The organism is Kribbia dieselivorans NBRC 106261 (assembly GCF_001552435.1).
GTDB lineage: Bacteria > Actinomycetota > Actinomycetes > Actinomycetales > Dermatophilaceae > Kribbia > Kribbia dieselivorans.
Window position 1 is genome coordinate 1 of sequence record NZ_BCRE01000134.1, and the last position, 19,245, is coordinate 19,245.

General features: G+C 67.8%; 20 protein-coding genes and 1 tRNA gene. 8 read left to right on the plus strand and 13 right to left on the minus strand.

The features are described from left to right. Positions 1-369: 369 nt before the first annotated feature. Positions 370-1,242 (minus strand): helix-turn-helix transcriptional regulator, encoded by an 873-nt coding sequence (locus tag KD1_RS11365; RefSeq protein ID WP_068401999.1) that lies wholly within the window; start codon positions 1,240-1,242, stop codon positions 370-372. A 104-nt stretch (positions 1,243-1,346) separates the two neighbouring features. Between KD1_RS11365 and KD1_RS11370 the strand changes: the two genes are divergently transcribed. Further along, positions 1,347-1,778, plus strand: a complete 432-nt coding sequence (locus KD1_RS11370) for a cupin domain-containing protein (protein ID WP_068402001.1) — start codon at positions 1,347-1,349, stop codon at positions 1,776-1,778. Next, complete coding sequence (locus KD1_RS11375) at positions 1,775-2,629, plus strand: aldo/keto reductase (protein WP_068402003.1); 855 nt, start codon at positions 1,775-1,777, stop codon at positions 2,627-2,629. Before KD1_RS11370 ends, KD1_RS11375 begins: the two co-directional genes overlap by 4 nt. 4 nt (positions 2,630-2,633) lie before the next feature. On the opposite strand, the gene KD1_RS11380 is transcribed toward KD1_RS11375, so the two are convergent. Next, positions 2,634-3,161, minus strand: a complete 528-nt coding sequence (locus KD1_RS11380) for a MarR family winged helix-turn-helix transcriptional regulator (RefSeq protein ID WP_068402005.1) — start codon at positions 3,159-3,161, stop codon at positions 2,634-2,636. A 60-nt stretch (positions 3,162-3,221) separates the two neighbouring features. After that, entirely contained in the window at positions 3,222-3,851 is a 630-nt protein-coding gene (locus KD1_RS11385; RefSeq protein WP_068402007.1) for a TetR/AcrR family transcriptional regulator, read from the minus strand. A 121-nt stretch (positions 3,852-3,972) separates the two neighbouring features. Here KD1_RS11385 and KD1_RS11390 point away from each other — a divergent pair. Next, positions 3,973-4,051 (plus strand) — tRNA-Gln (locus KD1_RS11390). A gap of 83 nt (positions 4,052-4,134) precedes the next feature. Here KD1_RS11390 and KD1_RS11395 read toward each other — a convergent pair. The 7 genes from KD1_RS11395 to KD1_RS11425 form a co-directional block, all read right to left on the minus strand. Continuing rightward, positions 4,135-5,157 (minus strand): branched-chain amino acid ABC transporter permease, encoded by a 1,023-nt coding sequence (locus KD1_RS11395; RefSeq protein WP_068402009.1) that lies wholly within the window; start codon positions 5,155-5,157, stop codon positions 4,135-4,137. Next, positions 5,154-6,023 (minus strand): branched-chain amino acid ABC transporter permease, encoded by an 870-nt coding sequence (locus KD1_RS11400; RefSeq protein ID WP_068402011.1) that lies wholly within the window; start codon positions 6,021-6,023, stop codon positions 5,154-5,156. The genes KD1_RS11395 and KD1_RS11400 overlap by 4 nt, the downstream gene beginning before the upstream one ends. Before the next feature lie 56 nt (positions 6,024-6,079). Continuing rightward, the gene (locus tag KD1_RS11405; RefSeq protein WP_068402012.1) at positions 6,080-7,321 is read right to left on the minus strand and encodes an ABC transporter substrate-binding protein; all 1,242 of its coding nucleotides are present in this window, start codon (positions 7,319-7,321) and stop codon (positions 6,080-6,082) included. Between the two features lie 131 nt (positions 7,322-7,452). Further along, on the minus strand, positions 7,453-8,202 hold the full coding sequence (locus KD1_RS11410) for an ABC transporter ATP-binding protein (protein WP_068402014.1): 750 nt from the start codon (positions 8,200-8,202) through the stop codon (positions 7,453-7,455). Next, positions 8,195-8,959 carry an ABC transporter ATP-binding protein gene (locus KD1_RS11415; protein WP_068402016.1) on the minus strand — a complete coding sequence of 255 codons (765 nt, stop codon included), beginning with the start codon at positions 8,957-8,959 and terminating at the stop codon, positions 8,195-8,197. The genes KD1_RS11410 and KD1_RS11415 overlap by 8 nt, the downstream gene beginning before the upstream one ends. Positions 8,960-9,037: 78 nt before the next feature. Then, positions 9,038-9,508: a MaoC/PaaZ C-terminal domain-containing protein gene (locus tag KD1_RS11420; RefSeq protein WP_068402018.1), complete on the minus strand. Its 471-nt coding sequence runs from the start codon at positions 9,506-9,508 to the stop codon at positions 9,038-9,040. Further along, on the minus strand, positions 9,483-10,502 hold the full coding sequence (locus tag KD1_RS11425; protein ID WP_169795386.1) for an acrylyl-CoA reductase family protein: 1,020 nt from the start codon (positions 10,500-10,502) through the stop codon (positions 9,483-9,485). Before KD1_RS11425 ends, KD1_RS11420 begins: the two co-directional genes overlap by 26 nt. A gap of 202 nt (positions 10,503-10,704) precedes the next feature. Between KD1_RS11425 and glmU the strand changes: the two genes are divergently transcribed. Continuing rightward, a complete protein-coding gene (gene glmU / locus KD1_RS11430) occupies positions 10,705-12,174 on the plus strand; it encodes a bifunctional UDP-N-acetylglucosamine diphosphorylase/glucosamine-1-phosphate N-acetyltransferase GlmU (RefSeq protein WP_157073314.1) in 1,470 nt (489 codons plus the stop codon). Next, positions 12,171-13,151 (plus strand): ribose-phosphate diphosphokinase, encoded by a 981-nt coding sequence (locus KD1_RS11435; RefSeq protein WP_068402020.1) that lies wholly within the window; start codon positions 12,171-12,173, stop codon positions 13,149-13,151. The genes glmU and KD1_RS11435 overlap by 4 nt, the downstream gene beginning before the upstream one ends. A gap of 9 nt (positions 13,152-13,160) precedes the next feature. Here KD1_RS11435 and KD1_RS11440 read toward each other — a convergent pair whose 3' ends face one another. Beyond that, entirely contained in the window at positions 13,161-13,727 is a 567-nt protein-coding gene (locus tag KD1_RS11440; protein ID WP_068402022.1) for a CGNR zinc finger domain-containing protein, read from the minus strand. A gap of 127 nt (positions 13,728-13,854) precedes the next feature. Between KD1_RS11440 and KD1_RS11445 the strand changes: the two genes are divergently transcribed. After that, entirely contained in the window at positions 13,855-14,883 is a 1,029-nt protein-coding gene (locus tag KD1_RS11445) for an EamA family transporter (protein ID WP_217995871.1), read from the plus strand. Between the two features lie 76 nt (positions 14,884-14,959). Here the strand turns inward: KD1_RS11445 and KD1_RS11450 are convergent, their stop codons facing one another. Continuing rightward, positions 14,960-15,535: a hypothetical protein gene (locus tag KD1_RS11450; protein ID WP_068402024.1), complete on the minus strand. Its 576-nt coding sequence runs from the start codon at positions 15,533-15,535 to the stop codon at positions 14,960-14,962. A 436-nt stretch (positions 15,536-15,971) separates the two neighbouring features. Here KD1_RS11450 and KD1_RS11455 point away from each other — a divergent pair, with 436 nt between their 5' ends. Together KD1_RS11455 and pth are read left to right on the plus strand one after the other, a co-directional pair. Next, positions 15,972-16,598: a 50S ribosomal protein L25/general stress protein Ctc gene (locus tag KD1_RS11455; RefSeq protein ID WP_068402026.1), complete on the plus strand. Its 627-nt coding sequence runs from the start codon at positions 15,972-15,974 to the stop codon at positions 16,596-16,598. Between the two features lie 85 nt (positions 16,599-16,683). Next, positions 16,684-17,274 (plus strand): aminoacyl-tRNA hydrolase, encoded by a 591-nt coding sequence (gene pth / locus KD1_RS11460; RefSeq protein ID WP_068402028.1) that lies wholly within the window; start codon positions 16,684-16,686, stop codon positions 17,272-17,274. Positions 17,275-17,284: 10 nt separating this feature from the next. On the opposite strand, the gene KD1_RS11465 is transcribed toward pth, so the two are convergent. After that, a partial coding sequence (locus KD1_RS11465; protein ID WP_068402030.1) for a TPM domain-containing protein occupies positions 17,285-19,245 on the minus strand: 1,961 nt, incomplete at its 5' end.

The window sequence follows — 19,245 nt, forward strand, 5'->3', positions numbered from 1 at the left end:
ACCGCCAGGCGCTTCCCGGCGATCTGCGCCTGGATCCGATCCAGGTCCGCGATATACCGCTGCGCCTCGGCCTCCGACGCGAACGACTCGGGCACGACCACCTGACCGATCGCCTCTCCAGCAACGGCGAGCCAGTGTCGATCAACAGGCACCCCAGCGGGCGCCCCAACAGCGGGCACACCAACAACCGACGCGACCCCGGCCGGATCCGGTCGCGTCGAACCTGGGTGCATCGCTGTCGTGGACATGCCCCCAGTTTATAAGAACACATGTCCTATTTGAAAGCGAACTTTAGGTAAACAACAGAGGGCGACTTCGTGAAATGCGACGAACGGACCTCACATCTCAGAAACCCTGCACTGAGTGCACTCACGACACCCCGGACCCCAGACCCTCCACTGCCTGATCGTCCGCCCACGACGCCAGGAACCGCAGCGCATCATGCGTCGGGCTACCGGGCGCCCCGGTCCAGATCACCAGCGATCGATCGGCATCGCTGGCCTCGATGAGCGTGTCCCAATCGAGCACCAACTCCCCAGCTACCGGGTGGATCAGCGTCTTCGTCCCCGTACTCAGACTCGCCACATTCTGCGCCGCCCACCACTGGCTGAACTGCGCGTCCTGCACTGACAGTTCGCCGACCAACCCCGCGAGCCGCGGGTCATCGGGATACTTCGCCGCCTCCATACGCAGTTGCGCCACCGCGGTCATCGCGACCGACTCCCAATCCGCATACAGCGCCCGCATCGCCGGATCGGTGAACAGAATCCGCACGTAGTTCCGCTGCTTGGCCGGCACCGCCCCGAAGTCGGTGATCATCGCCGCCGCCAACCGGTTCCACGCGAGTAGGTCCATGCGGCGCCCCATGACGACAGCCGGCGTCGTCACCAGATCGTCGAGCAACCGCCGCAACTGCGGCGCGACCTTCTGCACCGTCTGCCGAGGCGCGCGACCAGACGGCTTCCCAGCCAGGCTGAACAGGTACCGTCGCTCATCCTCGTCGAGCCGCAGCACATCGGCGAGGATGCCCAGCACAGGTGCCGACACACCGATCCGGCCTTGTTCGATGCGCGTGTAGTAGTCGGTGCTGATGGAGGCGAGCTGGGCCACCTCCTCGCGGCGCAGCCCGGCCACCCGGCGCGCCCCCGACCCCTCGGGCAGCCCCAGGTCGCGCGGCGTGAGGGCAGCGCGACGGGCCTTGAGGAAGGTCCCGAGTTCGTTCTGGTTGGTCTCACCGCTCATTCGCCCAGTCTTCCACCGGGGCCTAGGACCGAAAGGGGGACAATCTTCTCCCAGGATGATTTCCTCCGCTGCACCCGGCCTTCACCGAGGCGGAGAATCGATACATGGCTGAGATGAACATCGATCCGATCTTCGGCAAGGGCCAACCCAACGACGCCTACGCCGAGTACTTCATCGGGCAGAGCTACCTGCAGCCCCTGACCTCCGAAGGCGTCTCCATCGCGAACGTCACCTTCGAGCCCGGCTGCCGCAACAACTGGCACATCCACCACGCGTCCTCCGGCGGCGGTCAGATCCTGCTGTGCGTCGCCGGCAGTGGTTGGCACCAGATCGAGGGCCAGGAGCCCGAAAGCATGGAACCCGGGAGCGTTGCGCAGGTCCCTGCCGGCGTCAAGCACTGGCACGGCGCCAAGGCCGGATCGTGGTTCACCCACATCGCCATCGCCGTCCCCGGCGAGAACCTCTCCAACGAGTGGCTCGAGCCGGTCACCGACGACATTTACACCCATCTGAACGAGAAGCGGAGCGACGCATGATCCTCACCGAGACCTACATCCTGTCCAATGACGTGACGATTCCCAAGCTGGGGTTGGGCACCTGGTTCATCGATGACGACAAGGCGGCTCAGGCGGTCCGCGACGCGATCGAGATCGGCTACCGCAACATCGACACCGCTCAGGCGTACGGCAACGAGCGCGGCGTCGGCGAGGGTATCCGCACCAGCGGCGTCGCCCGCGACGAGCTGTTCATCTCGACCAAGCTCGCCGCCGAGATCAAGGACCACGACGCCGCCACCGCCGCGATCGACGGCTCCCTGACCACCTTGGGCCTCGACTACATCGACCTCATGCTCATCCATGCTCCGCAGCCGTGGGAGGACTTCCGCGGCGGCGATTACGCCGAGGGCAACCGCGAGGCGTGGCGCGCGCTCGAGGACGCCTACAAGGCCGGCAAGGTGCGCTCCATCGGAGTCTCGAACTTCCTCCAGTCCGACCTGGAGAACATCGCCGTGACCTCGACCGTGACACCGCACGTCAATCAGTTGCTCGTGCACGCGGGCAACACGCCGACCGAGCTCATCGCGTACTGCCAGGACCGGGGGATTCTCGTTCAGGCCTATTCGCCGATCGCGCACGGGGCGATTCTCGACAACCCGCAGGTGCAGGCGATGGCTGAGCGCTACGGGGTGACCGTGCCGCAACTGTGCATTCGCTACACCCTGCAGTTGGGCACGCAGTCCCTGCCCAAGACCGCCAACCCCGACCACATGCGCGCCAACGCCCAGGTCGACTTCGAGATCTCCGAGGCGGACATGACCGCGCTGCGCGACCTCAACGCCGCCGACTACGGCGAGCACAGCGTGTTCCCGGTTTACAGCGGCAAGTAGGACGTCACGACTTCGTCGACGGTGGTTCGAGCGGGCCGAGCAAGCTGCGCAGCAGGGCGGCGATCTCGGCTCGCTCGTTCGTGTCGAGCGCCCCGAGCAACGCCTGCTCGGCTTGCACGAGGTCGGACATCGCGTTGTCGACCGCGTCGCGCCCGGTGGGTTCGAGTCGAACCAGGACGCCACGACGATCCGTCGGTGAACGGTGCCGGGAGACAAAGCCACGCTCGACGAGGCGGTCGACGCGGTTGGTCATCGTGCCGCTGGTGACGAGGGTCTCGGTGCTCAGGTGGCCGGGGGAGAGTTCGTACGGCGCTCCGGCACGGCGGAGCGCGGAGAGGACGTCGAACTCCCACCCGTCGAGGTCGTGGGTGCGAAAGGCCTGTGCCCGAGCCAAGTCGAGCAGGCGGGCCAAGCGCGAGACGCGTGAGAAGACCTCGAGCGGCGAGACATCCAGGTCCGGGCGTTCCCGCCGCCACGCCGCGACGATGACATCGACGTCGTCGATGTCAGGCGCGCGTTCGGGGATCCCCATCTCGCCACTCTAGCGGCCCCGTCGAGACTCTTGACATCAAGACAACGGAGACGTGCGTGGTCAGGACTTCTCGGCCGCCGGGGTGCCGTTGAGCACCCGTGCCGAGATGACGGGCTTGCTGTCCAGCGCGGTCAGGCCGTTCCACGCGAGGTTGACCACGTGCGCGGCGACATCGGCCTTCTTGAACGAACGGTGATCCAACCACCACTGACCCACCAGTGCGACGCTCCCGACGAGCATCTGGGCGTACATCGGGGCGGCCTTGGCATCGAGTTTGTGGCGCTTGAACGCCGCAACGAGGATGTGCTGAACCTGGCTGGTGACATCGCTGATCAATGTCGCATAGGAGCCGCTGGACTGACCGATTCCGCTGTCCCGCACGAGGATCCGGAATCCATCGGTCGACCCCTCGATGTAGTCGAGCAGCGCCAGGGCAGCCCGCTCGATGACCTGCTTGCTCGTGCCGGGTGTGGTCAGCGCCGTGGTGATCATCTCGGTGAGTTCGGCGATCTCGCGGTCGACGACCACGGCGTACAGCCCCTCCTTGCCGCCGAAGTGTTCGTAGACGACGGGCTTGGAGACCTTGGCCGCCGCGGCGATCTCCTCGACGCTCGTGCCCTCGAAGCCGTGACGGGCGAAAAGTCCGCGACCCACCTCGATGAGTTGCTCGCGACGTTGGGTGCCGGTCATCCGGACAGCGCGCGTTGGGGACTTCTTCGACTGAGTGGCCACCGGTCAATCATGCCGTGTGGGTGCAAATCGCCTCGGTGTCGTCGTCTACCCTTGGGTGGCCGGGTGCGAACCCGGACGTTCCCCGGTTGGTCTGCCGGCAGGGCCCGCCTGACTTTGAATCAGGATTAGCGACGCAGGTTCGACTCCTGCCCGGGGAGCAACGCCATACACATGAACGGAGCCGCGTGACCCGTGTCGTCGACATGGGCCACGCGGCTCCGTTGGCTGGAAGGTGAGGTGATCAGCCCCAGCGCAGACGCGCCTTGCCCAGGGCCCAGTGCCATGCCTGCTGCACGCTGCCCCAGATTCCCCGTCGGAAGAGCAGCACGATGACGATGAACATCGTGCCGGTCACGATGCCGATGCCCTCGAAGCCGAGGGTGGTCAGGTAGTCCTCCAAGGTGACGAGGATGCCGGACCCGACCATGGCGCCCCACAGGGTGCCGATGCCGCCGAGCACGGTGATCAGCACGGCCTTGCCGGACGTGGTCCACATGAGGTCGTTGAGCGAGGCGAAGCCGTGCCCGGACGAGAAGACCCCGCCGGCGACACCGGCGATGCCCGCCGAGATCACGAAGACGACGATCTTGTAGCCCTCGACGTCGAACCCGAGGGCCCGGGCACGGGCGGGGTTGTCGCGGATGGCCAGCAGGACCCGACCGAACGGTGAGTGCACGGTCCGCCAGGCGATGAAGCAGCCGAGGATGATCAACGGGAGCGCGGCGTAGTAGAAGTAGAACGCCTCGGTCTCGATGAGTTCCATCCCAAAGAAGGGCCGCGGAATGCCCTGCAACCCGTTCTCACCACCGGTCAGGCCGGAGGCCCGGTTCGCGACGAAGTAGAGCATCTGCGCGAAGGCGAGGGTGACCATCGCGAAGTAGATGCCGGTGCTCCGCACCGCCAACCAACCCGTCGGCACGGCGATCACCATGGCCGCGAGTGCACCCAGCAGAATGGCCACCGGGAAGGGCATCCCGGTCTCGATGGCCACGATGCCGGTGATGTATGCCGACGAGCCCCAGAACGCGGCGTGCCCGAAGCTGAGCAGGCCGGTGTAGCCGAGCAGCAGGTCGACCGAGATCGCGAACAGGCCCCAGCAGAGGATGTCCAACGCGATCGGTGGGTAGATGAACCACGGCAGTGCACACGCGAGCAGCAGCGCGAGAAGGAGGTACAGGGGACGGGCCCACGCCCGCTCGCGCCGTTCCGGTGCCGCCGTGGCAGCGGTCTCCAGATGGCTGGTCCCGACTAGGTGTTCGCTCATGAGTGTTCCCCCGATCCGAAGAGGCCAGTTGGCTTGACCAGGAGTACCCCGGCCATGAGGACGAAGATCAGGACCTGGGCGTACGCCGGCGCGTACGCCTGCCCGAAGGCCTCGACGAGGCCGACGATGAAGCCGGCCGCGACGGCTCCGAAGATCGAACCGAGCCCGCCGATCACGACGACGGCGAAGAGGATGATGATGAAGTTCGTCCCCATGTCCGCCGTGACCGAGCGGGTGGGTGCCGCGAGCACCCCGGCCAGCCCGGCCAGCGCGATCCCGAACCCGAACACGGGTGTGACCCACATGGCCACGTTCACCCCGAGGGCGCGGCTGCGATCGGGTTCCTCGGTGGCGGCCCGCACGATCATGCCGACCCGGGTCTTGACCAGGATCACCCAGACCGCGACACAGACCAGCACGGAGAGCAGCGCGGCGAAGACCTGGTAGGTCGGCAACTCCAGACCGCCCAGGGCGATCTGGCCACGCAGCCCGGCGGGCGTGTCGTACGGCATGCCGGAGGACCCGTACCGCCGCTTGACCAGGTCGACGATCACGAGCGTGACGCCGAAGGTCAGCAGGAAGTTGTACAGCGGGTCGAGTTTCAGCAGCCATCGGACCAGCCCGCGCTCGAGGAGCACGCCGAAGACGAAGAGGACCAGCGGCACGACGATCAGCGACGCCCAGAAGGACAGGCCGAACTCGTCGAGCGCGACCACCGTGCCTACGGCGCCGAGCATGTACATCGAGCCGTGGCTGAAGTTCACGACTCCGAGCACACCGAAGATCACGGCAAGCCCGAGCGCGGCCAACGCGTAGAACCCACCTGATGCGAGTCCTTGAAGGGTGTATTGAATGAAGGAGCCCATGCTCACCTACCTGTCTGGAGGGACGTCTGCCCGGCAGTCACTGCGGCGGCAGTGACCTACATCGAGCACTCGGACTGGTCCAGCGGACGGAAGGCGTTGGCGGCGGGGATCGTCGTGACGATCTTCTCGAAGTCCTCGTCCTCCTTGATGTCCTTGGGGTCCTTGACCTCGGCCAGGTACACGTCGTGGATGACGCGGTGGTCCTGGGCCCGGATCTCGCCGTTGCGCAGGAAGATGTCGTTGATCTTCTTGCCCTCAAGCTTCGCCACGACGTCGTCGGACTTGTCGGTGCCGGCCTCCTGGACGGCCTCGAGGTACTGGTAGGCGGCGGAGTAGTTGCCGGCGTTGATCGCGGTCGGACGCGTGCCGACCTTCTCCTGGAAGCGGTCGGCCCAGGCGCGGGCCTCCTTGTCCATGTTCCAGTACCAGCTGTCGGTGAACTGCATGCCCTTGAGGGGCTCCGCGCCGATGGACTTGATGTCGCTGAGGAACACGACACCGCCGACGACCTTGGTGCTCTTGTCACCACCGGACTGCTGGTACTGCTTGAAGAAGTTCGCCAGGTCACCGCCACCGTGCATCGACGCGATCACGTCGGGGTTGCCCTGCTGGGCCTTGGTGATGAAGGTGGCGAAGTTCTCGTTGGGGAACGGCGTGGGGATGTGTGCGATGACCTTGCCGCCGGCCGCCTCGACCGCGCCGGTGTAGAGCTTGTCGCTGGCCTGACCGAACTCGTAGTCCGGGTAGACGATCGACCAGGTCTTGCCACCGCTGTCCGTCACGCTCTTCGCGGCGCCGTTGGCGAGCATGTAGGTGTCGTAGGCCCAGTGGAACGTGTACTTGTTGCACGACGCTCCGGTCAGCGCGCTCGTGCCACCGCCGACGTTGATGTAGACGCGCTTCTTGTTCTTCGCCTGGGTCGCGACGGCCAGGGCCGCGGCCGAGTTCGGGACGTCGAGGATGATGTCCGCGTTCTCCCGGTCGTACATCTCCTGGGCCTTCGTGTTGGCCACGTCGGGCTTGGTCGAGAAGTCCGCGGTGATGACCTCGATGTCGGTGGTGACGGCGTCGTCCTTGTGCGCGGCCTTCCAGTCCTCCACGGCCATCTTCACGGCCTCGACGGAGTTCGGACCGGACAGGTCCTTGTACGGGCCGGACTGGTCGTTGAGGACGCCGAGGACCAACTTGCCGTCGGAGATCTTCTCGCTGCCGCCACCGGGGCCGCCGGCCCCGCCGCAGGCGGCGAGCGAGACGGCGACGGTGGTGCCGAGCACGATCTTCAGGGATGACTTGAACATGTGGAATGACTCCTCGTTGAGTAACTGATTGAGCAGTTGGGGTGAGTGATGGGTGGGCTGAACTGGTGGTGCTGGGCGGGCGCGAGCGCCCCAGGGAGTGGTGTGGGGTGACGGGGCCGTGCAGGGCGGGGCTACATGCCCAGGTGGTGGAGCAGCTCCTCGAGGCGCGACTGGAACTCGTCATTGCCCAGCGACTCGACGACCTCACCCTCGGCCAGCAGGTAGTGGCGGTCGGCCACCGTGGAGGCGAAGTTGACGTTCTGCTCCACGAGGAGGACGGACACGCCGGACTTCTTGATCTCCCGGATGATGTCCCCGATCTGGGTGACGATCACCGGAGCCAGGCCCTCGCTCGCCTCGTCGACGAGCAGCATCTTCGCGCCCATGCGCAGGGGCCGGGCCATGGCGAGCATCTGCTGCTCACCGCCGGAGAGCTTCGTGCCCGGGAAGTTGCGGCGGGTGTGCAGCACCGGGAAGTGTTCGAAGATCCGCTCCAGGCTCCAGGCGGCGTCACGGTCGACCACCGGGGGCAGGGTGAGGTTCTCCATGACGGTCAGCGAGGCGTAGATACCGCGGTCGTCGGGAACCCAGCCGATGCCGGCCCGGGCGCGACGCTCGGCGGTACGCGAGGTGATGTCCTGACCGTCGAGGCGGATGTTGCCGGAGATGTGACGGTGCAGGCCCATGACGGAGCGCAGCGTGGTGCTCTTGCCGGCGCCGTTGCGGCCGACGAGGGTGACCACCTCACCGACTCGCACCTCGAGGGAGACGTTTCGCAGGGCCTGGGCCTCGCCGTACCAGGCGGACAGGTCGCTGACCTCGAGGACGGGCGTCCCGGTCTGGCCGGCGGGCAACTGCTCGGACAGGGTCGTCTCAGGCATGGGATTCTCCGAGGTAGGCGGTGATGACGCGCTCGTCGGCGCGCACGGCGTCGTAGGTCCCCTGGGCGAGGATCTGGCCGGACTGCAGCACCGTGACCTCATCGGCCAGCGAGCCGACGACGTGCATGTTGTGGTCGACGAAGACGACCGTGCGGCCGTGGCGCAGGCGCTGGATCAGTTCGATGGTGCGGTCGACGTCCTCCAGACCCATGCCGGCGGTCGGCTCGTCGAGCAGCAGGAGCTTCGGCTCCAACGCCAGGGCGAGCGCCAGCTCCAGCGCCCGCTTCTGGCCGTAGGAGAGCGATCCGGCGGCCTGGTTGGCGCGGTCGGCGAGCCCGACCTCCTCGAGGTGCTGCATGCCCCGGTCGTGGAACCGGCCCAGGACCTTGACGGACTTCCAGAACTTGCGGGTCAGTCCGGTGCCGGAGGCGAGGGCGAGCTCGAGGTGCTCGAGCAGGGACATCTGCTCGAACAGGCTGGTGATCTGGAAGGACCGGGCCAAGCCGAGCGGGACGATCCGCTCGGGGTCCATCCCGGTGATGTCCCGACCCTGGAAGTGGATCGTGCCTGAGCTCGGCGTGAGGAAGCCGGTCAACAGGTTGAAGAGCGTGGTCTTGCCAGCCCCGTTGGGCCCGACCAGCGCGTGCACGGTGCCCTCGCCGATCGTCAGATCGACCGAGTTGACCGCGGTGAAGCCGCTGAAGCTTCGTGTCAGCGCCTTGGTCTCAAGTATCGGCGGCGCACTGCCTGTGGACATCATTGTCTCCTTGAATAAACGTTCATTCAACACAAAAGGTACGGGGTGGATCCGTGGACGTCAAGCGATTTTGAATGACTATTCAGGCTTTCGGTGCATGAGGACCGTAACGACCCCCTGCTGCAGCAGAGCGCCGCTTTGGTCCTTGACCGACAGGCGTCGCGCGACCACTCCGCGTCGACCGTCGGAGGTCGGGCGCAGGGTGACGACCTCGACCACACAGTGGATCGTGGTGCCCGGACGCAGAGGGGCCAGGAAGCGCCATTCGTCGATCGAGAGGAAGGCCTGCGCCGCATCGTCGAAGATGTCGAGCCGCGAGATCAGCCCCATCGCCATGGAGAGGCCGATGAGCCCGTGGGCCACGCGGGTGCCGAACGGAGTGCCGCCGGCGACCACCTCGTCGGTGTGGACGGGGTTGGTGTCCCAGCTCCACCCGGCGAACAGGGTGATGTCCGACTCGGTGACGGTCCGGCCGCGCGTGACGTACTCCTGGCCGAGCTCCAGATCGTCGAAGTAGAGGGCCCTAGCGGTTGAGGTCGACGACGACACGCCCGTTCACCTCTCCGGCATGGAGGCGCTCCAGTGCGGGTACCAGCTCGGTCAGGCCGACGGTGGTGGCCAACGAGTCGAGGTTCTGTGGTCGCATGTCCGTGGCCAGTCGGCGCCACAGTTCATGCCGCAGCCCGGTGTCAAAGTAGTTGCCGGTGTTGACGCCGAGGATGTTGACCGCGCGGAGGATGAGCGGCATCACGGTCAACGGCACGTCGTTGCCGGCGGTGTTGCCGAAGGTCGCCACGCTGCCGCCCGGCTTGAGCGTGCGTGCGAGCCACGCGAGCACGGGCCCGCCGGCCGCGTCGACCGCGCCGGCCCACTGGGCGCTCTCCAGGGCCTTGCCGCTGGAGACATCCGGCCGGTCGCGCACCTCGGCCGCACCGAGCTCCGTCAGCAGGGCTCGCGCCTGGGGTGATCCGGTGAAGGCGACGACCTCGTGGCCGAGCCGCACGAGCATGGCCACGGCCAGACTGCCGGACCCGCCGCTGGCACCGGTGACGGCCACCGGGCCGGAGCCGGGAGTCAGCCCCTGCTGTTCGAGTCGCGCAATGGCCAGGGCCGACGTGATGCCGGCGGTGCCCAGGGCCATGGCCTCCCATGACGAGAGGGAGTCGTCAAGTGGGACGGCCCACTCGGCCGGCACGCGCACCCACTGCGCATACCCGCCGTCGGAGTCCTCGCCGAGTCCGAACCCGGTGACGACGACCCGCTGGCCCACCGGCACGGCCGGGGAGGTGGATTCCGCCACGACGCCCACGACGTCGATACCGGCAATGAGGGGGAGCTTCCGGTAGATCGGCGCGTGGCCGAGCACGCCGAGAGCATCCTTGTAATTCAGGCTCGAGTACTCGGCGTGGATGAGCACCTCACCCTGGCCGACGCTGTCGATCGGCACCTGCACGAGTTCACCTCGGACGGTCCCATCTTCCGTGACCATGCGGTGGGCCCAGGTCGAGCCGGGCTCGGGGACGAGCGTGCGGGGGCTGTCCATGTGCATCTCCTCGACAGATTCGGCGTCCTTGCTGAATGACCATTCATTGAATGGGTGCTCAAAGTGTGCCCGTGCAGGGTGCGCGCGTCAAGAGCCCGTGCGTGAACCAATCCATCGCCGTGTACCGGGGCTGGGTAGAGTGAGCAGGTCTGGCACCACCGTGCCGGCGTCGCAGGCCCCCGACCCCCACGGAGCACACCGCGTGAACGCACAACGTCCGGCCGCCGTCATCATCCTTGCCGCAGGTGAGGGCACTCGCATGAAGTCCGACACCCCGAAGGTGCTGCACCGCATCGGTGGTGACCCGCTCCTCGGACACGCCCTGCGCGCCGCCCACGGTGCCGAGGCCGAGAACGTGGCCGTCGTGGTGCGCCACGAGCGCGACCGCGTCATCGAGTTCATCAACCAGGCCGACCCAACCGCGATCATCGCCGACCAGGACGAGATCAAGGGCACCGGCCGCGCCGTCGAGTGTGGCCTCCTCGCCCTCGACCCGCAGCTGCAGGGCACGGTCCTCGTGACCATGGGCGACGTGCCGCTGCTCAGCGGCGAGACCCTCACCGCGCTGACCGAGGCGCACGTCACGGCCGGCGCCGCCGTGACCGTCATCACCGCGACCCTGGATGACCCGAAGTCGTACGGGCGCATCGTGCGCGGCGCCGACGGGTCGGTCGAGCGAATCGTCGAGTTCAAGGACGCCACCGACGCCGAACGGGAGATCAAGGAGTTCAACTCCGGTATCTACGCCTTCGACGCCGAGGTACTGCGCACGGCGCTCCCGAAGATCGGCACCGACAATGCGCAGGGCGAGAAGTACCTCACCGACGTGCTCCAGCTCGCGCGCGAGGCCGGTGGCAAGGTCGAGGCCTTCCTGTGTGACGACATCTGGCAGACCGAGGGCGTCAACGACCGGGTGCAGCTCGCGCGTCTGGGCAAGGTCCTCAACCAGCGCACCTGCGAGCGGTGGATGCGCGAGGGCGTGACGATCGTCGACCCGGACACGACGTGGATCGACGTGCACGCCACCATCGAACGCGACGCGCTGATCCTGCCCGGCACCCAGGTGATCGGCGCCTCGACCATCGGCACCCACGCGGTCATCGGTCCGGACACGACCCTGATCGACACGGAGGTGGGCGCCCACGCCGAGGTCAAGCGCACCGAGGCCAACCTTGCGGTCATCGGCGCCGACGCCAAGGTCGGGCCCTTCTCCTACCTGCGCCCGGGCACCGAACTCGGTGTTGGCGGCAAGATCGGCGGGTTCGTCGAGACCAAGAACGCCAAGATCCATGACGGAGCGAAGGTCCCTCACCTCGCGTACTGCGGTGACGCGGTCGTGGGCGAGGGCAGCAATGTCGGCGCCGGCACGATCTTCGCCAACTACGACGGCACGAACAAGCACCAGACGGTCCTGGGCAAGCACTCCTTCGTCGGCTCCAACTCGGTGCTCGTCGCTCCGGTGACCCTCGCCGATGGGGCCTATGTCGCGGCCGGATCGGCGATCACCAAGAACGTCGGGCCCGGCGAGTTGGCCGTGACCCGCGCGCAGCAACGCAACATCGCCGGGTGGGTGGAGCGGACGCGCCCCGATTCCGCGGCGGCCGCCGCCGCCGCGGCCGCGCGCACCACCGACGCGCAGACCAGCACCGAGGGCGAGCAGGAGCAGGCATGACCGGTATTCACAAGACTCCCGAGCGCAACCTCATGGTGTTCTCGGGGCGGTGCAACGCAGAGCTGTCGCAGGAGATCGCCGACCAGCTCGGCACCGAACTCGTGCCGACCTCGGCGTATGACTTCGCCAACGGTGAAATCTACGTGCGCTACGAGGAGTCGGTACGAGGCTCCGATGCGTTCGTCATCCAGTCGCACGCGGCGCCGATCAACGAGGCGATCATGGAGCACCTGATCATGGTCGACGCGCTCAAGCGCGCCTCGGCCAAGCGGATCACCGTGGTGCTGCCCTTCTACGGCTACGCCCGGCAGGACAAGAAGCACCGCGGCCGCGAACCGATCTCTGCCCGGCTCATGGCCGACCTGTTCAAGACCGCTGGGGCCGACCGCCTCATGGCCGTCGACCTACACACCGACCAGATCCAGGGCTTCTTCGACGGTCCGGTGGACCACCTCATGGCGCTGCCGATCCTGACGCAGTACGTGTGGTCGAAGTACGGCGGTCAGGACCTCGCCGTCGTCTCCCCGGACGCCGGCCGGATCAAGGTCGCCGAGCACTGGTCGAACCGGCTCGGCGGCGCCCCGCTGGCGTTCATCCACAAGACCCGGGACATCAACCGGCCGAACGAGACCGTCGCCAACCGCGTCGTCGGTGAGGTCGAGGGCCGCGTCTGCGTGCTCGTCGACGACATGATCGACACCGGCGGCACGATCGCCAAGGCGGCCGATGCCCTTATGGCCGACGGGGCAGCGAGCGTCGTCATCGCCGCGACGCATGCCATCTTCTCCGGCCCGGCGGTGGACCGGCTCAAGGCCTGCGCGGCCGACGAGATCATCGTGACGAACACGCTGCCGCTCGCGTCGGAGAAGCACTTCGACAAGCTGACCATGCTGTCCTCCGCCCCGTTGATCGCCCGCGCGATCCAGGAGGTCTTCGAGGACGGGTCGGTCACCAGCCTCTTCGAGGGCGGCGCCTGACCGACGCCGTCAGTCGCGGTCTGCCTGGCCCTGACGGGCCCGGTAGGCCGCGACGTTCGCCTTGTTGCCGCACCCGTGGTCGCAGAAGCGCCTGGAGCGGTTGCGGGAGAGGTCGACGACGACGTTGTCGCAGTCCTCTCCAGCGCAGATGCGCAGCCGGCTGAGCTCGCCCGCGCGCACGACATCGACGAGCGCCATCGCCGCCTCCACGGCCATCCGCTGCGAGACCGGAGCGTCGCTGCGCGTGGCGTGGAGGTGGTAGTCCCACTGGTCGTGTTTGACCAGTTGGGGGAGTGCCTGTGACTCGGCGAGCAGATCGTTGACGATCTCGACGACGCGGGCCTCATCGGCGTGCCACAACTCGCGTAGCCGTGGTCGCAGTGCCTGCACAGGCGCCACGTCGGCTGGCGCCGTCGGGGGTGGCCCGCTGTATTCCCATTCGTTCCAGAATGCGCGCAAGTCATCGAGGGAGCGCAGATCGTCGCGCGTCGGATCGGCGGACTCCGGCCCGGCCTGGGTGTTCACCAGCGCCGCAGCGCTCTGCAGCGCCACATCCGTGTCATGTGTAAACGCCATTTTGACTCCTGACGCCTTGTGGGTCTACTGTCATGAGCGTCAGTCTAGTTGACTCATGACACGTTGCAATGGTCCTGCCCGCGAACCGATGCCCGGCGACCTCGCACTTCACAAGGAGGTCGCCCCTGTGGACATCTCGTCGCGCCAGTCTCTCGGATTCGGCATGGTCGTTGCGCTGCTTTCGGCAGCCACGTTCGGCACATCCGGTCCTTTCGCCAAGTCCCTGCTGCACTCGGGGTGGAGTCCGAGTGCCGTGGTGACGCTGCGCGTCGGCCTCGCCGCGCTGCTCCTGCTCTGGCCGGCGGTGTCGGCGCTCAAGGGCAACTGGTGGCTGGTGCGCCACAATGCCGGGCAGGTCATCGGCTATGGGCTGGCGGCCGTGGCGGGCTGCCAGGTCGCCTACTTCTATGCGCTGCAGTCGCTGTCGGTCGGGGTGGCGCTCATGCTCGAGTACCTCGGCATCATGCTCGTCATCGGCTGGATGTGGCTGGCCCACGGTCAGCGGCCGCGCCCCCTGACGCTCGTGGGGGCGGCGCTCGCCGTCGTGGGTTTGGTGTTCGTGCTCGACGTGCTCTCGGGGGTCCAGGTCAACGCCATCGGTGTGCTGTGGGGCCTCGGAGCGGCGGTGGGCCTGGCGGTCTTCTACGTCTCGGCCGGTCACGTCGATGAGGACTCGCTGCCACCGGTGAGCTTCGTCGGCTTCTCGCTCGCCGTCGGGGCGCTGACGCTCATCGCGCTCGGGTTCGTCGGGGTGTTGCCGTGGCATTCGGCGTCGGTCGACGTCGTGCTTGCCGGAGTCTCGTTCCCCTGGTGGGCGGCGATCGGCTGGCTCGCGGTGGTGGCCGGGGCGACGGCCTACGTCACCGGGACCATGGCCGCGCGGGCGCTTGGCTCGAAGGTCGCCGGCTTCGTCGGGCTGACCGAGGTGCTGTTCGCCGTGCTGTTTGCGTGGCTCCTGCTCGGGGAACTGCCGCGCTCGGTGCAGTTGTTCGGTGGGCTGCTCATCCTCGCCGGGGTCGTGGCCGTGCGGCTCGACGAGGGCGGGGTGCGATTGCCGGCTCTGCGTCGTCATCTGCCGAGCCTGGGCTCGCTCACGGCTGGCCGTGGTGCACCGAGCCGGGTCGAGGCGACCGCCGGAGCGCGGTCGGAGAGCTGACGCGTCTCAGGATCGAGTCGGAAACGCGCGAAGGCCCCCGGAATCTCCGGGGGCCTTCGTGGATGCGTGTCGTGTGTCAGGCGCAGGGACCGCCGCTGGTCGTGATGCCATTAGCCGGCGGGCACCAGCTGGCGTTGCCACAGCCGGTGGCGCCGCCGGCGTCGTCGCCGATGTGCTGGCTGAACGGCAGCCACTCGGAGGTGAAGGGACCCTCGGTGGTGCCGCCGTCGATGCGGTGCCACGTGAACCGGATCTGGCCGCTGATGTCAGCGTTCGAGCTGCTCGTGTTGCGGAAGTTGAAGTACGCCGTCACGTCCTTGCCGGCAGGAACGGTGAAGTTCTGCGGACCTTCGATCGCGCCTTGCGTCCCAGACCCGGTGAAGACGATTTTCTGGAACTCCACCTTCGTGATGAGCATGTCGTCAACGGTGTCGGTGTTGGTGAAGGTGAAACTGAAGCCGTAGCCCTTGTCCCACATTCCGCCACAACTACTTCCCGGCACCTTGAAGCCCTTGCCCGCGGTGACGTTGCCACACGGCGAGTTCGGCGAGCAGTTGGCGGCCAGTGCCGGCGTGGCGATGGCGATGGCGGGGACGGACCATGCGGCCCCCTGAACGAGGCGGCGTCGCGTCACGCCAGTGTTGTTGCTCATGCTGTCTCCCCTGGAAGGCTTCGCGCCCGGCCCCATGACCCGACTCGATTTCGGAGCATAGCGATGTTCGCGGTGCTGCACCACTCGGGTGTGGAAATCTGCCCACAATGGAGCCCAAAAGGGAGGATTCACGGTCTCGCCGGCGTGAATGCCTACCCGGCGGTAGGTGAATCTTCACCCATGGGGCAATTCGCGAAATCCACCTGGAAATGCGTCGGGTGCTCAGGGAATGCACCGTGGTCAGGGTGGTTTTGGACGGCCGGCCGGGCGTCACGTAGACTCTGCGGGTTACCTCGGCGAGGGACGCTGCACGAACGGTGTCCGTGATCGACGCGGTGTGTCCCTGAAGGGTGCGCCCGCGCGTGCCGCGCCCCACGTCGAGGACCACCGCCCGAGGTCCGTTCCGCCGGACCGTGAATCACCTTCAGGAGTTCCCATGTCCGACGAGATCCTCATCAAGGCCGAGGCCCGCACCGAGTTCGGCAAGGGTGCGGCCCGCCGCGCCCGCCGCGCCGGCAAGGTCCCCGCGGTCATCTACGGCCACGGCGCCGAGCCGATCCACGTCTCCCTGCCCGGCCACGACGCGATGATGGCGCTCAAGCAGGCCAACGCCCTGCTCACCATCGAGCTCGATGGCACCAAGCAGCTCGCCCTGGCCAAGGACGTGCAGCGTGACCCGATCAAGCCGGTCATCGAGCACATCGACCTCGTGACCGTCAAGCGCGGCGAGAAGGTCGTCGTCGACATTCCGGTGCACGTCGAGGGCCAGGCCGGTCCGGACACCATCGTTCAGCTCGACGCTCCGACGTTGTCGGTCGAGGCCGAGGCCACCCACTTGCCCGAGTCGATCACCGTCTCCGTCGAGGGTCTGGCGGCCGGCACACAGATCACCGCCGGCGAGGTCACCCTGCCCCAGGGCTCGGCCCTCGCCGTTGACGCCGACCTGCTCGTCGTCAACGTCACCGCGCAGATCTCCGCCGAGGCGCTCGAAGCCGACCTGGCCGAGTCCGAGGGTGGCGCTGAAGAGGCCCCGGCCGCCGAAGAGGCTTCCGAGTCCGAGTGATCCCAGGGAGCGTCGTTCTCCCACCCTGACCACGCCGGGGCCGGTCCGCATCTGCGGGCCGGCCCCGCTGGCATACTCGGAGCCCGTGGACAACGACACGTGGCTCATCGTCGGGCTGGGCAATCCCGGCATCCAATACGCCGGCAACCGGCACAACGTCGGTGCCATGGTCATCGACGAACTCGCCTCCCGCGCCGGCGTGCGACTGCGCACGCACAAGGCACGCGCCTCCGCGGAAACCGTGCGACTTGGCGGCCCGGGCGGACCCAAGGCGATCATCGCCGTCCCGTCGACCTACATGAACGAATCCGGCGGCCCGGTCAAGGCGCTCGCGACCTTCTTCTCCGTCGACCCGGCGCACGCCATTGTCGTCCACGACGAACTGGACATTCCCTTCGGTGACGTCCGCCTCAAACTCGGTGGGGGAGAGGGTGGCCACAACGGGCTGCGCTCCATCTCGTCATCGTTCGGCACGAAGGACTATCTGCGCGTGCGCGTCGGCATCGGCCGCCCCCCGGGGCGAATGGACGCTGCCTCGTTCGTGCTCAAGGACTTCTCCTCGGTCGAGAAGAAGGAGGTCCCGTTCCTCGTCTCCGACGCGGCCGACGCCGTCGAGGCACTGGTGCGTTCCGGGCTCGAAGCCGCGCAGCAGGACTTCCACTCTCGAGTGCGGTAGACCCCGCTGCCTAGAACCGGCCGCCGCCGCCGAATCCGCCGCCGCCGAATCCGCCGCCGCCGAATCCGCCGCCGCCGCCGAGGCCGCCTCCACCCCAGCTGCCACCGGAGCCACCCCAGCCGCCGCCACGCCCGCCGCCGAGCAGGATCCCACCGAGGATGAGGGACGTCGGATCGATCCCCATCGAGCCGCGTCGCCGCCCGTGCCCGGAGTTCCAGCGGTCCAGGTCGTCCTTGGAACTGTCGAGAGCCCGTTGCGCCTGCGCCTCGGCTTGGGTCAACAGCGATCCGGCCTGCTCAAGATCGGAGGAGCGCACCGCCACGGCCTCGTCGTACAGCCGCTTGGCCTCCGAGATCGCCGTCCGCGCGTCCCGGTCGACCGCGCCGCGGTAGGAGCGGATCGTGTCGTCGACGCTGTCGATCCGCGCCCGCACGATCCGGAACCGCTCGTCGAGCGCGGCCAAGGCCTTGGTGCGCACGGTTTCGGTGTCTCGCGCCGGCTCCAGCGCCTTGTCCAGGTCGGCCTCCGCCCGGGTCAACAACGCTACGGCGGCCAGCGGGTCCCCGCCGTCACGTGCCGCGGTCCCCACCGTCACGGCCTCACGTGCGGCCTCGACCAGGCGTACGGTCACCTCGTCGGTGGCGTTCAAACGCTGCGCGTCGGCGATGTCCGAGGAAATCGACGCCAGGTGCGCGTCCAGCAGCGACCGCGCGTTCACCAGGTCCTCGCCGGCCCGACCGACGGCGGCCAGCAGCCGCTCGGCCTGGCCGATCGCGTCCTCCGCCGATCGGGCTGCGACAACGGCCGCGGTGCGGTTGCCCACGGCGATGTGCTCGCGGCCCTGATCGAGGAAGCGGGTCGCCTCAGTGAGCAGCTCCCGCGACTGGTCGACGTTGGCCTGCACGGTCGCCAGGGTCGTGGCCGGGTACCGCGCCTTCAACCCGGCCAACTGCTGCTCGGCCACCGGCATCTGGGTCGTGACCTCGGTCGCGCGACGATCCAACTCCGCGACGAACTCCGGCGCCCGCCCCTCGAGATCACGCATCCGGGTGAACTCCTCGACCTCGGCGTCGAGGGTCTGGTCCGCCTCGGTGGCCAGCGCCAGGATCTGCTCGAGCAGCGGCGTGCGCTGCCCGGCGGGGACGCTCCCCTCGTCGATCTGCTGCTGCAGCGCGAAGGCCTTCGTCGACGTGGCCCGGGCCTTCTCCAGCGCCTCCCGGAACCGCTGGGTCGCGGCCTTGCCGAACTGGACCTCGGCGTAGTTGAGTTCCTCACCGCTGGAGCGGATCGCGTCGTCGAGGTCGATCAGCGCGTGCGCCGCCGACTTCTGCAGGTCGTCCTCGTTCGAGGCCGGAGGTTCGCCACCGACGCTCGTGCCGGCGCCGCCCTTGGCCGACCTGTCGCCGCGGCGGGTGGCGATCAACGCCGCGCCGCCCGCGACCACCGGGATTCCCACGAGAAGCCACGGGAACGCCGATCCGCCAATGCCCGACCCACCCTTGGCGTCCGCCAACCCGTCGGCGGCGGCGATCGCCGCCCCGGCCCAGTCGTCCTTGGCCAACGCCGGTTCGATGTTCTCGGATTGCACCGTGCGCAGGTCCTCCGCGGTCAGGCCGGTGTCCGACGTGCTCCACGTGCCGTAGCGCCGATCATCGACCGCCACTGCGAGGAGCACGTCGTTGTCGCCCATGCCCGACGTGTCGAACGTCTGCTGCGCCCACTCCTCGCCCGTCATCCCGTCGAAGGACTTGACGTAGACGACGAACAACTGCAGCCCACTGTCGGCGCGCACCTCGTCGAGACGCGTCCTCACCTCGTCGGTGCGGTCCCCGAGCACCTTGGCCTCGTCGGTGATCTCGGTCTTGAGGTTCAGCGGTGCCGTCGCGGGCGTGGCGGAGCGCAGCACGGTCACGTGGGTCGTGCTGGGCGCGGCCAGGGCGGTGGCGGCCGGCAGCGCTCCGGCCAGGGCCA

Excerpts from the sequence above, each read along its gene's own strand:
- KD1_RS11365 (WP_068401999.1), bottom strand. The coding sequence starts at position 1,242 with ATGAGCGGTGAGACCAACCAGAACGAACTCGGGACCTTCCTCAAGGCC.
- KD1_RS11370 (WP_068402001.1), top strand. The coding sequence starts at position 1,347 with ATGGCTGAGATGAACATCGATCCGATCTTCGGCAAGGGCCAACCCAAC.
- KD1_RS11375 (WP_068402003.1), top strand. The coding sequence starts at position 1,775 with ATGATCCTCACCGAGACCTACATCCTGTCCAATGACGTGACGATTCCC.
- KD1_RS11380 (WP_068402005.1), bottom strand. The coding sequence starts at position 3,161 with ATGGGGATCCCCGAACGCGCGCCTGACATCGACGACGTCGATGTCATC.
- KD1_RS11385 (WP_068402007.1), bottom strand. The coding sequence starts at position 3,851 with ATGACCGGCACCCAACGTCGCGAGCAACTCATCGAGGTGGGTCGCGGA.
- KD1_RS11395 (WP_068402009.1), bottom strand. The coding sequence starts at position 5,157 with ATGAGCGAACACCTAGTCGGGACCAGCCATCTGGAGACCGCTGCCACG.
- KD1_RS11400 (WP_068402011.1), bottom strand. The coding sequence starts at position 6,023 with ATGGGCTCCTTCATTCAATACACCCTTCAAGGACTCGCATCAGGTGGG.
- KD1_RS11405 (WP_068402012.1), bottom strand. The coding sequence starts at position 7,321 with ATGTTCAAGTCATCCCTGAAGATCGTGCTCGGCACCACCGTCGCCGTC.
- KD1_RS11410 (WP_068402014.1), bottom strand. The coding sequence starts at position 8,202 with ATGCCTGAGACGACCCTGTCCGAGCAGTTGCCCGCCGGCCAGACCGGG.
- KD1_RS11415 (WP_068402016.1), bottom strand. The coding sequence starts at position 8,959 with ATGTCCACAGGCAGTGCGCCGCCGATACTTGAGACCAAGGCGCTGACA.
- KD1_RS11425 (WP_169795386.1), bottom strand. The coding sequence starts at position 10,502 with ATGGACAGCCCCCGCACGCTCGTCCCCGAGCCCGGCTCGACCTGGGCC.
- KD1_RS11435 (WP_068402020.1), top strand. The coding sequence starts at position 12,171 with ATGACCGGTATTCACAAGACTCCCGAGCGCAACCTCATGGTGTTCTCG.
- KD1_RS11440 (WP_068402022.1), bottom strand. The coding sequence starts at position 13,727 with ATGGCGTTTACACATGACACGGATGTGGCGCTGCAGAGCGCTGCGGCG.
- KD1_RS11450 (WP_068402024.1), bottom strand. The coding sequence starts at position 15,535 with ATGAGCAACAACACTGGCGTGACGCGACGCCGCCTCGTTCAGGGGGCC.
- KD1_RS11455 (WP_068402026.1), top strand. The coding sequence starts at position 15,972 with ATGTCCGACGAGATCCTCATCAAGGCCGAGGCCCGCACCGAGTTCGGC.